The sequence below is a fragment of the Mucilaginibacter pedocola genome, from assembly GCF_002013915.1.
In the GTDB taxonomy this organism is placed as follows: Bacteria; Bacteroidota; Bacteroidia; order Sphingobacteriales; family Sphingobacteriaceae; genus Mucilaginibacter; species Mucilaginibacter pedocola.
Genome location: NZ_MBTF01000001.1, coordinates 860,534 through 873,324, shown reverse-complemented (window position 1 = coordinate 873,324; position 12,791 = coordinate 860,534). Strand labels below are relative to the sequence as shown.

Annotated in this window: 16 protein-coding genes; 6 read left to right on the top strand and 10 right to left on the bottom strand. The window is 43.2% G+C overall.

The annotated features are described in order from the left end of the window. Positions 1 to 84: 84 nt before the first annotated feature. Complete coding sequence (locus BC343_RS03970; protein ID WP_143822051.1) at positions 85 to 663, top strand: hypothetical protein; 579 nt, start codon at positions 85 to 87, stop codon at positions 661 to 663. Positions 664 to 675: 12 nt separating this feature from the next. Here the strand turns inward: BC343_RS03970 and BC343_RS03965 are convergent, their stop codons facing one another. The 3 genes from BC343_RS03965 to BC343_RS03950 form a co-directional block, all read right to left on the bottom strand. Continuing rightward, positions 676 to 1,113 carry a JAB domain-containing protein gene (locus BC343_RS03965; protein WP_238381693.1) on the bottom strand — a complete coding sequence of 146 codons (438 nt, stop codon included), beginning with the start codon at positions 1,111 to 1,113 and terminating at the stop codon, positions 676 to 678. 120 nt (positions 1,114 to 1,233) lie between these two features. Beyond that, the gene (locus BC343_RS03960; RefSeq protein WP_078346400.1) at positions 1,234 to 1,734 is read right to left on the bottom strand and encodes a JAB domain-containing protein; all 501 of its coding nucleotides are present in this window, start codon (positions 1,732 to 1,734) and stop codon (positions 1,234 to 1,236) included. A gap of 447 nt (positions 1,735 to 2,181) precedes the next feature. Beyond that, entirely contained in the window at positions 2,182 to 2,412 is a 231-nt protein-coding gene (locus BC343_RS03950; protein WP_078346398.1) for a helix-turn-helix domain-containing protein, read from the bottom strand. Between the two features lie 52 nt (positions 2,413 to 2,464). Between BC343_RS03950 and BC343_RS03945 the strand changes: the two genes are divergently transcribed. After that, on the top strand, positions 2,465 to 2,800 hold the full coding sequence (locus BC343_RS03945; RefSeq protein ID WP_078346397.1) for a hypothetical protein: 336 nt from the start codon (positions 2,465 to 2,467) through the stop codon (positions 2,798 to 2,800). A gap of 34 nt (positions 2,801 to 2,834) precedes the next feature. On the opposite strand, the gene BC343_RS03940 is transcribed toward BC343_RS03945, so the two are convergent. The 3 genes from BC343_RS03940 to BC343_RS03935 are packed head-to-tail and all read right to left on the bottom strand — an operon-like array spanning position 2,835 to position 5,056. Then, the gene (locus BC343_RS03940; RefSeq protein WP_238381692.1) at positions 2,835 to 4,172 is read right to left on the bottom strand and encodes a radical SAM/SPASM domain-containing protein; all 1,338 of its coding nucleotides are present in this window, start codon (positions 4,170 to 4,172) and stop codon (positions 2,835 to 2,837) included. Position 4,173: 1 nt separating this feature from the next. Next, a complete protein-coding gene (locus tag BC343_RS30695; RefSeq protein WP_143822050.1) occupies positions 4,174 to 4,368 on the bottom strand; it encodes a hypothetical protein in 195 nt (64 codons plus the stop codon). Between the two features lie 13 nt (positions 4,369 to 4,381). Continuing rightward, positions 4,382 to 5,056: a recombinase family protein gene (locus BC343_RS03935; RefSeq protein ID WP_078346395.1), complete on the bottom strand. Its 675-nt coding sequence runs from the start codon at positions 5,054 to 5,056 to the stop codon at positions 4,382 to 4,384. Positions 5,057 to 5,248: 192 nt separating this feature from the next. On the opposite strand from BC343_RS03935, the gene BC343_RS03930 reads away from it, so the two are divergent. Next, complete coding sequence (locus tag BC343_RS03930; protein ID WP_238381691.1) at positions 5,249 to 5,749, top strand: hypothetical protein; 501 nt, start codon at positions 5,249 to 5,251, stop codon at positions 5,747 to 5,749. A 452-nt stretch (positions 5,750 to 6,201) separates the two neighbouring features. Here BC343_RS03930 and BC343_RS03925 read toward each other — a convergent pair whose 3' ends face one another. The 3 genes from BC343_RS03925 to BC343_RS03915 form a co-directional block, all read right to left on the bottom strand. Further along, the gene (locus BC343_RS03925) at positions 6,202 to 7,164 is read right to left on the bottom strand and encodes a relaxase/mobilization nuclease domain-containing protein (protein WP_162276812.1); all 963 of its coding nucleotides are present in this window, start codon (positions 7,162 to 7,164) and stop codon (positions 6,202 to 6,204) included. Positions 7,165 to 7,217: 53 nt separating this feature from the next. Then, positions 7,218 to 7,586: a plasmid mobilization protein gene (locus tag BC343_RS03920; protein ID WP_078346393.1), complete on the bottom strand. Its 369-nt coding sequence runs from the start codon at positions 7,584 to 7,586 to the stop codon at positions 7,218 to 7,220. A 270-nt stretch (positions 7,587 to 7,856) separates the two neighbouring features. Continuing rightward, positions 7,857 to 8,105: a hypothetical protein gene (locus BC343_RS03915; protein WP_078346392.1), complete on the bottom strand. Its 249-nt coding sequence runs from the start codon at positions 8,103 to 8,105 to the stop codon at positions 7,857 to 7,859. Positions 8,106 to 8,237: 132 nt separating this feature from the next. Here BC343_RS03915 and BC343_RS03910 point away from each other — a divergent pair, with 132 nt between their 5' ends. Genes BC343_RS03910 through BC343_RS03900 form a run of 3 tightly spaced genes read left to right on the top strand, consistent with a single transcriptional unit; the run spans position 8,238 to position 11,791 of the window. Continuing rightward, positions 8,238 to 10,160, top strand: a complete 1,923-nt coding sequence (locus tag BC343_RS03910) for a type IV secretory system conjugative DNA transfer family protein (RefSeq protein WP_078346391.1) — start codon at positions 8,238 to 8,240, stop codon at positions 10,158 to 10,160. 55 nt (positions 10,161 to 10,215) lie between these two features. Next, positions 10,216 to 10,731, top strand: a complete 516-nt coding sequence (locus BC343_RS03905; RefSeq protein WP_078346390.1) for a hypothetical protein — start codon at positions 10,216 to 10,218, stop codon at positions 10,729 to 10,731. Between the two features lie 10 nt (positions 10,732 to 10,741). Next, positions 10,742 to 11,791: a hypothetical protein gene (locus BC343_RS03900; RefSeq protein ID WP_078346389.1), complete on the top strand. Its 1,050-nt coding sequence runs from the start codon at positions 10,742 to 10,744 to the stop codon at positions 11,789 to 11,791. Between the two features lie 13 nt (positions 11,792 to 11,804). Here the strand turns inward: BC343_RS03900 and BC343_RS03895 are convergent, their stop codons facing one another. Then, positions 11,805 to 12,776, bottom strand: coding sequence for a toprim domain-containing protein (locus tag BC343_RS03895; RefSeq protein WP_078346388.1), 972 nt, complete (start codon positions 12,774 to 12,776; stop codon positions 11,805 to 11,807). Positions 12,777 to 12,791: the final 15 nt, after the last annotated feature.

Sequence of the window (12,791 nt, the reverse complement as noted above, 5' to 3'; positions counted from 1 at the left end):
AGATACAGCGATATTTTTAAATATCAATTCCGATTAAGACGACAAATCCCCAAACAGCAAGTAAAAATAACACAGTATACATTTATGAATTTGCTATTAACTAACACTCAAAGCAAACAGGAAGTTCGTGTAAATATCACGGTAGATTATTCTTATCAGCCCAAAGATTTAACTGTTGTATTCATAAACTACGCGCAGGTATGCGGATTGGGTGAAGGACAGGAAACAACACCTTACGATGAGTATTGCTTTAAACGAGTGCAAAATATAGTAGTGGGTTCATTTAAATATAAAGAAGATGTGTTTACCCTAAAATTGGGTGAGTATTTTGAAGGCAATAATCCGTATTTTTTTATTATACACGAAGAAGGTACATCGAAATATCTTACGTTTGATAATCTTGAAAATTACGGCGATATACTTTACCAAGATTTTAAACTTATTGACTATAGTGAATATAAGGAGTCGTGCGAAATTACAGACACCAAACCACTATCAAAAAAAGAATTCATTGGCGAAATTCTTTTTGGAAACTTAACCAGCAACGAATACAAACTGTACAACACAGTATCTCGGCAGAAGGATATAAATTTGTTTTTAAACTCTGAAAAGTTTAGTGAGTTCTTGGACTATGAAGAAATAAGGACAAGCAGGGCAAATTAAACCTTATAGTTATTAAAAAGGCACTTGGGCTTCAAAATAAATCCTGTCGCCGTATTTCACTTTCTCATACGCCATGCCTTCGCCGAAAGAATAATACCCGTCATTAGTAACGATGATGTGGTCGCTTACGGCAATATCCAGAATTTCCCCTGCTGCCTGCATTTTGCTTGTTAAGTGGGTATCCTGCCTGCTTGGCTTAAGGTTGCCGGATGGGTGGTTATGCGCCAGGATAATGCTTGCAGCATTTGTTTTCAATGCGGCAACAAATATCAGTTTGGTGTCCACAACGCATGCTGTAGTGCTGCCGCTGCCGACGTTAAAAACGCCGAGGACTTTGCAAGCGCGGTTTAACAGCAGCACTTTAAAATCCTCCACCAGTTCGATACGGTTCTGATCCCAAACACTGTGCAGTAATTTATATGCCGTTTCCGAGGTACTAATCGACACCATATCCCGCAGCGGCATATGGGATTTATAACTGACCTGAATTTCATTAACGCAATAAGGGTTAGGCATTTGAACCTCGAAAAAGGCAAAGGGTGGTATTTTTTCTTTTCATGGTGAAAAAATCTAAAACGGCAACATTTTTTCAAAATAGTAATCATCGTTATGGATGACACGGGCGATCAACTCATCGTCCGCAAACGAATAAAAGCCGTTATAGTCGAGGATGAGGTAATCTAATAACTGGATATTAAGAAGCTTAGCTGCTTCGCTTAATTGCAGGTACATTTGCTTGTCTGCATCATTCGGCTTTAGATTATTCGATGGGTGGTTATGAGCAATATAGATAGAGGTGGCATTGGCTTTTAATGCGGTCATAAATGCAACACGGGTATCGACCACATGACCACTTGCCCCGCCGCTGGGTAAGTTGGCTATTCCTAATACCCGCCCGGCACCAGTAAGGCAAAGTAATTTTGCTTCGGCAAACAGGTGGAGCCTATCCAGGTTCCATTCATCTATAAACACATTGAATGCACCGCCCGAATGCTTAACCTGCGCCATATCTTGCGGCGCTACCGGGTTTTTATAAACAATTTCGATCTCGGTAATTTCGTATGCGCTCATATTCCCTCCGGTTTATATAGGTATATATTCCTAATATGAAAGGAGCGTATTGTCAATACGCCTAAAGCCGGAAAGAGAACAAAACGCATGCCGTTGTATGTAGGCGCTGCCAGTCTTATGGCTTTACGTCGAATGCTGTTTCTGGTGCAAATGCTTCCTGTCACCCGTTAAGCATTCTGCCATCGTATCAACCTCGTTAATAAGTCTGTGTGCGCCTTTGTAAACATTACCCTGTATAGGTGCCTTGGCTAATGTTCGAATGCAAGCATCCCGGCAAAGTTTTAAATCGTTCAACAATTCCCTTTTATCAAGCTCACTAAAAAAACGCTTTGTCCGGGCTGCCATACTATAAATTTGTGTTAGGCAAATTTATAAAAGAGAACCGAATTGCTAAATAAATTAGCAATCTAAAGACGCATACGGACAGCTATCAAGCCATCTCTATCGTCAAGAGGGGAAATCTTCAAAAAATACCGACATGGTAGTATCAAGCGCACCAACCAATGAAATAAGCTGCTCAATAAAGGGATTACCCTTGCCGTTTTCAATTTCTTTTATTTCGAATAATGAAAGGCCTGCGGCTTTAGCAAGGTCGCCTTTCGTCATGCCTTTTGCAGCGCGCAAGGTATAAACACGGTCACCCAAAGCTTTATTGGCTGTATTTTGATTAATTTCCATTCTGCAAAAGTGAAAATTATTCCCTACATTAGAATTAAAATCAACCAAACCTATGGAACAACAACCCAATCAAATTAACCTTGAAAAAGCCTTGATCGTAGGCGGATTAGCTTGGTTTGTGATAAAAGCAATCGGTTCGCTGAATGAGCCAGACAACACGGTAAACTACAAACTATATTATAAGCGAAAACTCGTCTATCACGGCATAACCTTTGAATATCGATTAGACGAAAGGCTGTGCGAACATGAAAGGAATGGTTTGAAATTTGACTACTGCGAATATGACGACGCAAAACAGCGGTCTTTGGCTTCGGAGATCGAACGTAAGCGTATCAGAAGGGATTGTCCAAAACACAATAAACAGCATAACCGCTTCGCTTACCGTTAAGATAATCGATACAGTGCTGTAACGCTAAATTATTCTACAATAGGCGCAACCGCTCTATTGCCTGCAACTCGTAATATTTAGGAATATACCGATGATACAAGCTACATTGCGGGTCTTTGCCATCAACGCGGTAAACGGGGCAGCCGCTGGTACATATCGAACGGTAGCGGCATTTCTTGCAATCGTCGGACCTATTATCTTCGTGGTGTTCGCCGCTTGCAATCATATCCACAAGGCTTAATTCTTCATTGAATATCGACATGCCTTGCGATTTATCATCGCCGAATTGCACATGGCAATATTTTAAGGTGCCATCGGTGTAGATCGCACCACCCGAAAACCCCGATGCGCAGGTTTGGAAAGCGAGTTCATTCGGTTTTAGGTCGCAAAACTGGAAGCGTTTGGAAAACTGCCATCCGCATTCAATAGCTTCCTGCATGATAGCATAAGATGCCGATAAATATTCATCCAGTAATTCGGCGTGTATTTTTTCGCCCTTTACGATAGAATAGCGAAACGGAATGTCCAACGCGATAAGATACCGCGTTAAATCCGGTAAGCCTGTAAGGTTTAAATTTGTTACAACAGTATTTATTGATACTGAGATGCCTTCGGCAATTAGCCTGCGTAAATTAGTATCTACGATGCCGAATGAACCACAGCCCGACCGGAAACTGCGTGTTGCATCGTGCATGGCTTTCACGCCGTCGAGTGACACGCCAAAGCCAATGCCGTATTCTTTGGCAAAGGCGATAATTTCATCATTAAGCATGGTTAGGTTTGTAACAAACCCTGCATCGAATTTGCAGCCAACGGCGACCAAAGCTTGCTTTGCCTGCGGGATGAATATTTTCCAGCTACTGAACTGCCCTAACGGTTCACCGCCTGCAAGCCGCAACCGGATGTGCCGTATGCCGTCTTTTTGCGCTGCCTCCACCATCTTATGAAGCAATTGCCGCCTGACGGCTTCCGCCATGCCTTTGCCAGTATTCAGCGTTGAGATATAGCAATAGCTGCAGCCCAGGTTACAGGCATTGGTGGTGTGAATCCAAAAGTTCAGCGACTTTGGCACGGCTGGTTTTTCCGGCATGGAAAACTTATCAAAACTGACGATCTCCGTCCTGCCAAGCATCGAAAGAAATTGCTCCAATGTTTCGGGAGGGATAGATAGCTTGCCTGCGATAGCTTGCATATCATCTATACCATTTACCGCCTGTAAAATCTCCTGCTGGCGCTGGTTCAGCAAGCGGAACGAGTTGGGGTAACTACAATTCACTGCATAGGCAAAACCATCGCCAACAGGGCGAAGCAATAGATCAGGCGATTTGCTCGGCACATGGCGCATGAGTGTGGTATTATTCGACGTGCACATGTTAATTGCTGCAATCACCGTAGCTAAGTGCTGTTCCCGAATAGCTTGTGCTATTGGTATTGCCGGTCTGTATCTCAAACCTATTGCTGCAATCTCCGTAAGAGATAGAATGATCGGCAGATGCGTTTGAATTGCCCACTGAACGGATCGCTGCTAAATCGTCAAATAGAATGTCGTTGTTTTGTACTGTTGCCATGATAAAATTGAGTTTAATTAATTTGTACTTCGTTTTTCTGTTTATTTATTCTTGTCAGTAATGAATGCACCGAGCTTGGATGCCATTTTCCGGTGGCGTAAAATGTAGGCACAGCTTTTTTATTCAATTCATTGCAAACCGCCCGCTCGGTGAATATCCCGCGTTTATTCAATCGCTGGATGACAGGGGACATTTTAAGGGCAAAGTCTTCGGCTGCTTGTTTATTAGCAACCGATAAGAATTTTTTGCCATTTTTGCCAAGTTCTACGCCGCGATGCTTTGCAGCCTTTAGTGCTTCTCTCGTCGTATCGCTAATTCGTTGCCTTTGTTCTTCTGCAACCGCTGCAAGGATATGGATGGTGAACTTATTCGCATGCGGATTATCAGCTACCTTAACCTCAACTTTCGATCTCTGGTTAAACAACCCGGCGATTTGTTCAACATCCCTTCCCAAACGGTCAAGTTTAGCAACCACTAACGTTGCCTTGTTACGCTTACACAGGTCGAGTGCTTCGAATAAACCTGTACGCTCCTTGCGGGTTGATTTCACTTCGATTATCTGCGCCAACAATACGTAGCCGTTATTTCGGCAATATTGTTCGACTGCGTATTGTTGCGCTTCTAAACCTAAGCCGCTCCTGCCTTGCCTGCCAGTTGATACCCTGTAATATGCAACTGCCTGTTCCATATGCGCCCTCTTTTGCTCACTACTAAACCATCGTTTATATTTGAGTAGAAAATGATTAAATATCGCTTAAGGCAAGTTTTTAAAGCGTTGTAGCCCAGCAATTTTTAATTTTCGATTTTTGAAATATTGGGGCTTTTTACTCATGCGTTGAGGATGGTTTGCTAATAAGCAAATCGAAGCGAATATTTATTTATGGAGACCGCAATGGTTTTGGATTTTCCGCTCGTCATTTCTTTCCTTGCACTACTGGCTACATTTGACCAGGCGCGCCAACAGCGCGTCCATAACCAAAAATCTGTCAAGCCTCTGCCGCAGATCGATTTGATGGACCGCGATGGGCTGTTGTTCGTCCATGTGCAAAACAATGGTGTCGGTCCAATGACCGTTGATAAATTGACGTTTAGCAAAAACGGGGGTAAATCGCACAGAATACAGGATTGTTTAGATATAGCTCCTGAAAGATACCACCACGTAGAAGTTACCGATACGAATAAGAAAGTAATTATCCCAGGCGGGTTTTTATTAGTCTTTTCTGAACAACTCGATCCAAGCGATAACCAAGAAATGATCGCTTTATTCCGGCAACAGCTTTCTGCGGTGCATTTGCAAGTCGAGGGGCGCGATATTTACGACAACAAAATTTCGATCGAAAAAAGCCTTGCATGGTTTGCACGGCATAGTAAAAACGGATAATGCGAGAATTTATATCTGGTTAGTAGCGCTGTTTTGCAATCTAAAGTTCTTGAAATAATATGCCTCATTAATTTAACTTTTAATTTAATCCAAAGTTTTAGTTTGCTATATTTGAGTACCGATTAACGCCAATATTGTGGGAACTTAAACAAAAAGTTTTCATGGCAAATTCCCCCAAACTGACCATTCAAAAACGCCCTTGTGTTTGTGGAAACACACATTGGATACGAACACCCCGGCCAATATTATTTAAAGCGCTACTATTTTGGCTACCTCTTAAATACTATCAATGCTACGTCTGCGACAGGAAAAAATGGTTTTGGGCGAAGTGAAAGAATTAAATTAAAAAGAAAATATTACCTTCGCAGCTTCTATTACTGGTGGCCTCCGCCACTATTGTGATAAGGTTTAGGTTAAAGCCCCAATACAGCGAGTGTAACGGGGCTTTGTTTTTAACCGTAATCCATACCTTTATCGCGACTGCGGTCATGTTGTTTTTGCGCATCGCTCTTGCGCTGTTCCGCCAACGCCCTGCGCATGCGTTGTAATTCGGTTTCCTGCCTGTTTTCTGCGAACTGCGTAGCAATCGGTTTTTCGCTCGGGATGGAGGCAGGCTGTTTCTCTTTGGTCGCTTCAGCACCGCTTGCCGAAAACTCGTGCCGGATGTTTTTTGCCACATCTTTCATCGTCGCATTGAACTGCGCCTTTTGTTTTTCCCTGCCGCCTGCGTCACGTTCGGATTTCTTATTGCGCATGATAACGATGGCTTCTTTTTCCGTGATTAGCGTTTCGTTGCGTAAGCGCTGGCGAACGTCTTTTAACCGCACGCCTTTAAGCTGGCGCGTCAGGTCGAACGAATGCCCGTTTAGATCGACGACGATAAACGGATTTCGCCCCGATCCCTGGGCAATCATATAATCATTATTCTTGCAGGCGGTGATAAACTGCGCTCCCGTGCCCGTTTGGTTCCAAAGTTGTGTAAGGGATGCTTTCAGTTCAGGCTTGTGCTGGTTGCGGCGCGGCGTTTGTTTGTGACCGAACGCAACTTCCATGTTCTGCCTTGCCCGATCTTGTGCAAGGCGGCTGAAGCTGTCTGATTTCATGGTACCGGTTTCGTAGTCATAACGTTCCCAAACGACATGGGCATGTGTGCGACCTTTCTTCTCGTGCAAGACAATCACACGGCGCTGGTGTTCCAAGCCAAGTTCGGTGCCAAGCATATCGGCGGCTTTGAACCAATCTATATTTTTATCCTCGCCATAGGCGGGATTGATCTGGGCGTGGTACATGCCTTTCTCGCTCTTGGTGAGTTCGGACATTAAATCCATGCTGTGGATGGTTTGGTGCAAATACTGTTCTTCCGCGTTTCTGCGCCCGGCAACTTCCAGGATCTGGATGTTTTCGTTTTCAGCCATCGTTAGCAGATATTCTGATAGCTGCCGACCATTGCCGCGTGTGCCGCCCCGTATTACCATACGAGCAATTCCATTAGGGTGTTGTGCGCTTCCTCATATTTGGCGATGGCGGTTTCGATAGACTTCATCAGTTGTTGTGAAACGACCTTGCTGTTGCCCTCCATGTTCAACACCCGGGCGATCTGGTTCAGGTTGCTGCCCTGTTTGTTGGTTTCGGCAAGGTGCTTTAGCAGCAGTTCCCGGTCGGCATTCGGAACATGGCGCAGGGGCTTGGCTTCGATAAGACGCGCACGCGCAAAGTCGCTTACAGTCAAGCGGCTGTCTTTGGCAGCAATCTGTATGGCGGTTTTTTCTGCGAAGGTTACGCGGATCTCGATAGAGTAGTCGCGTTTATCCTCGCCCTGTTTTTGGGGTCTCGGCATATTGTGGTCATGGGTTGTAGGTTTACTTTTGGGGGGTCAAGCGGGGGCAACGCCCCCTTGCAAGACGGCTTGTCCGGACAAACAGCGATAGCGTTTTTGTCCGGACAAGCCACGTCTTGCAACTCCATGACCACTATATCAAAAACACATAATAAGTCAATCATACCAGGTACTTACCGGCAATACCCGCCTGCGCACAACAGCTATCGGCTGGCACCAGTAACGCACAGAAAAATAATTGCCATGAAAAGAAAAAATTACAGGCAAAAACTATGGCAGCTTATACATTTCAGATTGCACAGGGAACTTGCCTCCGGAAAAATAATACCAGGCAAGAGAGATCAGCATAATCGCCAGCAAGAATAAAAACAGGAACGTTACAAATCGCGTCATGCGTTTTTCTTCGTCGGCGAAACGCTGGTTTATTTTTGCGATTTGCTCATCTGCATGTTCCCTGGCTGATCGGCGCTCTAAACCGTTTTCAGCCTTTTGCTGTTGTTCCGGTGTTTTCCCGTCCATCTCTCATAAGTATTATTACAAGGTACAACGCAAAAATTTCGCCAAACGAAAATAAATGAAAATCAGGTAGTTCTACGTATTGCAGCTTATGCGGCGTTTTCTGACCTTACAGCCAAACCTTACTTTATCACGATGGCAGAGGAAACGAATAATACAGCAAGCAAACAATCTCACAATCCGACAACAAACAATCCCCAGGCACCTGCAAAACAACATTTACAGTCGCCATCAGGCAATGAGCTGTTAGACCGCTTTGGTGTAACGCAAGACGAATTCGACCATTTGGTGCAATTCTATGCCAACCATGAAACCCGCAATCAGGTTTGGCTATTTCTTAGCGGCGTTATCCTGACCCCGATTACCCTGGTGGGAGCAATCCTCGGCTATATCCGGGGCTTTAACCGTTTCCTCCGTCCAGCCAACAGGCTGCCGTTGTTTCACCCGTTGTCACCGATCCTGCGGCTGGCGATGGTGCTTGGCGTGATCGCCGCATGGGGTGCAGTGATTTTAATACTGGCGATTGGTACGCCGTTTTTCAGTTTGCTGAAAGAAGGTTCGCCCAAGTTTTGGGCGTATCTGTTCGTCAATACCACTATCTCGCTGATAGCCTTTGCAAGTTTTCAGATATGGCGCTGGCGGCTATTTAAAACGCAACAGGAGGCGCAGAAATACGGAACCGCCCGATTTGCGACTTCAGACGAACTAATGCCTTACCACCACAAACAGGGCATATTTATCGGTGGCGATTACAATTATTCCAAGCAAGGGCATATCCTTACGGTGGCGGGTAGCCGCTCGGGGAAGTTTACCAACCTGATTGCACCTAATCTGTTAGGCTGGGGCAATATTGATGGCTCTTGGGTGGTGGTTGATCCTAAAGGCGAGATCGCCGCCGTGACGGGCGATTATCAGCGCAAAAGCGGGCAGAATGTGGTGCTGCTCAATCCCTGGGATTTACTGCATGCGCATGTGGGCGATGCGCAGCGCTTTAACCCGATGGATATACTGGATGCCGCAAGCCAGCATTTAGTCGATGATTGCTATATGCTGGCAGAAATGCTGGTGCCTGTCCAGAATGACCGGAATAAGTTTTTCTCCGATTCTGCGCGGACGATTGTGGTCGGACTTATCCTGTTTATCGCTGTCGATAAGGAAGGAGAGGAGCGCAGCCTTAAAACCCTGTGGAAGATGCTGCGTTACCCCCAAAACGAATGGGACAGGCTGCTTGCGCAGATGGAAAACTGGAACGGCAAGCACAGTGAAGATGCCAGCGATAGCGAAGCTGAAACAAATAGCGATTACGAGGATCCCAATGCTGAAAATCTCGTTTACGCCTCCAGTGAAATCCAAAAGCTGGCAAAGTCCGGCGAAAATACTTGGGGCAGCATTTTATCAACTGCTCTACAGGCAACAGAGTTTTTAAAGTCGCCTGCGCTGCAACAATCGCTGCAATCGGGGTTCGATCCCCGCGTTCTTTCGCAAAAGAATACGACCGTCTATGTGATTATCCCTGCCGATAAACTGAACAGCCATTCACGCTGGCTGCGGCTTGTAATTACGTCCTGCATGCGTGCCGTGATCCGCAAGCCCAATAAACGGGTTGTGTTCGCTCTCGATGAATTTGCAGCCCTGGGTTATCTGCCGGAAATAGAAACCGCTATCGGTGCCTATGCGGGCTTTAATGTAACCGTCTGGCCAATCCTGCAGTCCCTTGTGCAATTGCAAAACCTGTACAACAGGAATTGGGAAATATTTATCGGCAGTTCAGCCGTGCGGCATTTTTTCGGCATCCACAATAATAACGATGCCGAATACGTAAGCAAAGCCATCGGCAAGACATCGCACATAACTACAGTTAAGGGCAGGAATAACGAACGTGAAGATTTTGCAAGCCGCCGCGATTTGATGAACCCCGATGAGGTACGCATCGAATCAGGCAAGGCGATATTTACGTTTATTGATGATTTGCCGCCGGCGGTGCTGGAGAAAAAGCCTTACTATCAAGCGAATGAATTGAATGATAGGGCAAAAAACAATCCATACCTAAATATTTAATTTTTAGTCAAAAATAACTATTTTAGACCTATGCAACGTCGTGTTGCCGTTAATTATGAGTAAGATTAAGATGTTGTTGAATATTAAGGGTAAGTATTTCGACAATAAAGAAAATCTATATAAACTTCTCTCAACAAATAGGGCCTATCTGCCTCGTTTTGTAAGTGATTTGGTTAAGCTTCCGTCTGAAAAGTTTTTCACATTGAAGGTATTTGAGGCGTTGCACGATTTACTGCCTTCAGTTTTTGTGCTAAGAGATAATCAAACTTACATTATAAATTATGAAGAACTTGCAGAAGTAATAAAGGGCAAAAAAGAGCAACGTCAAAAAAAGCTTGATAGGATTGAGAGTGATAAAATGGTAGTAAATTTTGAATCACAACTTGAGTTAGAGTTATTAAGCAGTAAGCAAGCAAATGGAGATCACCCCCTCGCTGGTGATTTATACAACTTTCTTTATAATGCGGATACACTTATGAGAAGTGACTTAAGCGAAATTCAAGAACATTTAGAATTTTGTAAAAAATGCCAGGCAAATATTGAAAAGTTGAAATATATCTACGGCCAATAATATTTATTTCATGAGGCCAAGTTTACTAAATATAGGAGTTTCATCAATAGGTTTAGGGGTTGTAATACCTGAGTTTTCTAAATCAGAAAGCTGGGATACTTATATTTGTGACTTTGACAAAAAGGATTCTGAAACTTCGACTCGTTATAATCGTTCGTTAAAAAATAAAAAATACTTTTTCACAAGAGATACTAAAGGCAGTACTGAAACGATTTGCGAAATAACAGATTTTTATTATCTGGAAAACAAACAAGACTTCCAGGCAAAATTTTTGACAACTCCAGATTTGTTGGTTTGTCTTGATTTTGAAAGTAACGATTTTGAAAGATATATAACAATTGTTGAAGAAACCCTACTTTGGAGAAAGAAAAATAACAAGCTAACTGTAGTTTTATCCACTCGGGATTTTCGACATTTTTTGGGTGCCAAATACGTCGATTCTATAGAGGTTCTTTGTGATAAACTAAGAGTGCCATATTTAAAATCCGTTTTTGATGTTTTCACCTATAAAACAAGAATGGTCAACGATGAGTTAACCGCTGTAGTCGAAAACATCTCCGGTAGGTGGCATATATGTAAGTCTGATTTTAATATATATCCCGTAGATTTTTTCACATTAATTGAAAATATTTTAAATACCAAACTTATTGATCAAATCAAGTTTGATAAAATGAAACTTAGTAAGTTTTTAAATGAACTTGTTATAGAAGTCTTAGGTTTTTTTTGCGAATATAATGGCGATGTTTTTTTAAATGAATACTTATCCAAACATGAAGGGAAAAAAATATTTCGGCGAATTGTATCTGCAGTGATTGCTATTTATAAAATTCGCGATAACGATATTTTTGCTGAGTTTAAAACTTTAGAAAACAGACTATCCTCAAACTATATCGATTGTATTAAAGTCACGCCTTGGTTAATTGATAAGAAACCAAATTTGAAAAATCAGGAAAGATTGAAGGAAGACTTAAAACATAAGGAACTAAAACAAATTGACTTTCGGGAAATAGAAATTTTAATAATTTTCTTTAAACGTATTGGTTTGTTGCCTCCTTTGTAGCATGAGGCAGTTTTTAAATTGTAAAATGTTGTTTAATATATGCACTAAGATCTTTAAACCCCTTATAAAACCCCTCCATTCCCGCCATCTGAAAACCCTCCGGCTCCAATGCCAAGGCGATTGAGTGCGATGTTTGACACCCGCTTTCGTCATTGTCCAAGAAAAGAAAAACATACCCAATTCTATCTTTCATTTCGATCAGCCGTCCGTTTGCTTCGCCTGCAAGTGAATTTGAATTCAGAATATAACTGTGATGCATAGGCTGCTTGATTTTCTTGATCTCAAGCCACGACAAAAAATCAAAGAACCCTTCGAAAATATCCGCGCTGTGCTTTTCTTTTGCTGGTGGCACATAAGAAATTGCTTTGGTCCCAATGCAAGTTTTAAAGCTGGTGCCTTTGTTTGGGTTTGGGATGCTTAACTCATAACCGCCCCGATCATTGGCAAACAGGAACCCATAATATTGTTTATTGGAAACCGTATTGAGGATGTGCCCCTGCTTTAAATACAGACTAGCCAGCTCTAACGATATTTTCCTGCGTTGCAGTTCATCTAATAAACCGTAATGCGTAATCCGGTCTGAGATCTTCAATATTTTAAAGGTGGCACTTGGTACTTGTAACGTTGGTTTTTCTTTACTCCTAACCGTGCCGTAATCTTCCCCACGCTGAGCAAATTGGCTTAAGGCTTCCAGCCCCTCCAATGCATCGGGGATACCGCTGCGCCTGTCGTTGAAATGATAGTCACACCATAGATCTAAACCATCGCCACCGCTACCGTGTCGGCTGTTAACGCCGCTGTTGCAGGTTCCGAAATCATGCCAGGTATTAAGTTTGGTGTTGACCTTGAACGATGCCGTTTTTTCTTCCGGGCGGAATGGAGAAAAATACCAATCATCACCCTTTCGGTCGGTTTCATGAAATCTGCCTTTAAGGTATTCGACGATGTGCTTTAACGGGATGGATTTAGCTTCGATAATTTTCATGGTTTAGGTCTTTCT

Excerpts from the sequence above, each read along its gene's own strand:
- BC343_RS30695 (WP_143822050.1), bottom strand. The coding sequence starts at position 4,368 with ATGGCAACAGTACAAAACAACGACATTCTATTTGACGATTTAGCAGCG.
- BC343_RS03920 (WP_078346393.1), bottom strand. The coding sequence starts at position 7,586 with ATGCCGAGACCCCAAAAACAGGGCGAGGATAAACGCGACTACTCTATC.
- BC343_RS03895 (WP_078346388.1), bottom strand. The coding sequence starts at position 12,776 with ATGAAAATTATCGAAGCTAAATCCATCCCGTTAAAGCACATCGTCGAA.
- BC343_RS03930 (WP_238381691.1), top strand. The coding sequence starts at position 5,249 with ATGGAGACCGCAATGGTTTTGGATTTTCCGCTCGTCATTTCTTTCCTT.
- BC343_RS03945 (WP_078346397.1), top strand. The coding sequence starts at position 2,465 with ATGGAACAACAACCCAATCAAATTAACCTTGAAAAAGCCTTGATCGTA.
- BC343_RS03960 (WP_078346400.1), bottom strand. The coding sequence starts at position 1,734 with ATGAGCGCATACGAAATTACCGAGATCGAAATTGTTTATAAAAACCCG.
- BC343_RS03925 (WP_162276812.1), bottom strand. The coding sequence starts at position 7,164 with ATGGCTGAAAACGAAAACATCCAGATCCTGGAAGTTGCCGGGCGCAGA.
- BC343_RS03970 (WP_143822051.1), top strand. The coding sequence starts at position 85 with ATGAATTTGCTATTAACTAACACTCAAAGCAAACAGGAAGTTCGTGTA.
- BC343_RS03915 (WP_078346392.1), bottom strand. The coding sequence starts at position 8,105 with ATGGACGGGAAAACACCGGAACAACAGCAAAAGGCTGAAAACGGTTTA.
- BC343_RS03905 (WP_078346390.1), top strand. The coding sequence starts at position 10,216 with ATGAGTAAGATTAAGATGTTGTTGAATATTAAGGGTAAGTATTTCGAC.
- BC343_RS03965 (WP_238381693.1), bottom strand. The coding sequence starts at position 1,113 with ATGGTGTCGATTAGTACCTCGGAAACGGCATATAAATTACTGCACAGT.
- BC343_RS03935 (WP_078346395.1), bottom strand. The coding sequence starts at position 5,056 with ATGGAACAGGCAGTTGCATATTACAGGGTATCAACTGGCAGGCAAGGC.
- BC343_RS03950 (WP_078346398.1), bottom strand. The coding sequence starts at position 2,412 with ATGGAAATTAATCAAAATACAGCCAATAAAGCTTTGGGTGACCGTGTT.
- BC343_RS03940 (WP_238381692.1), bottom strand. The coding sequence starts at position 4,172 with ATGTGCACGTCGAATAATACCACACTCATGCGCCATGTGCCGAGCAAA.
- BC343_RS03900 (WP_078346389.1), top strand. The coding sequence starts at position 10,742 with ATGAGGCCAAGTTTACTAAATATAGGAGTTTCATCAATAGGTTTAGGG.
- BC343_RS03910 (WP_078346391.1), top strand. The coding sequence starts at position 8,238 with ATGGCAGAGGAAACGAATAATACAGCAAGCAAACAATCTCACAATCCG.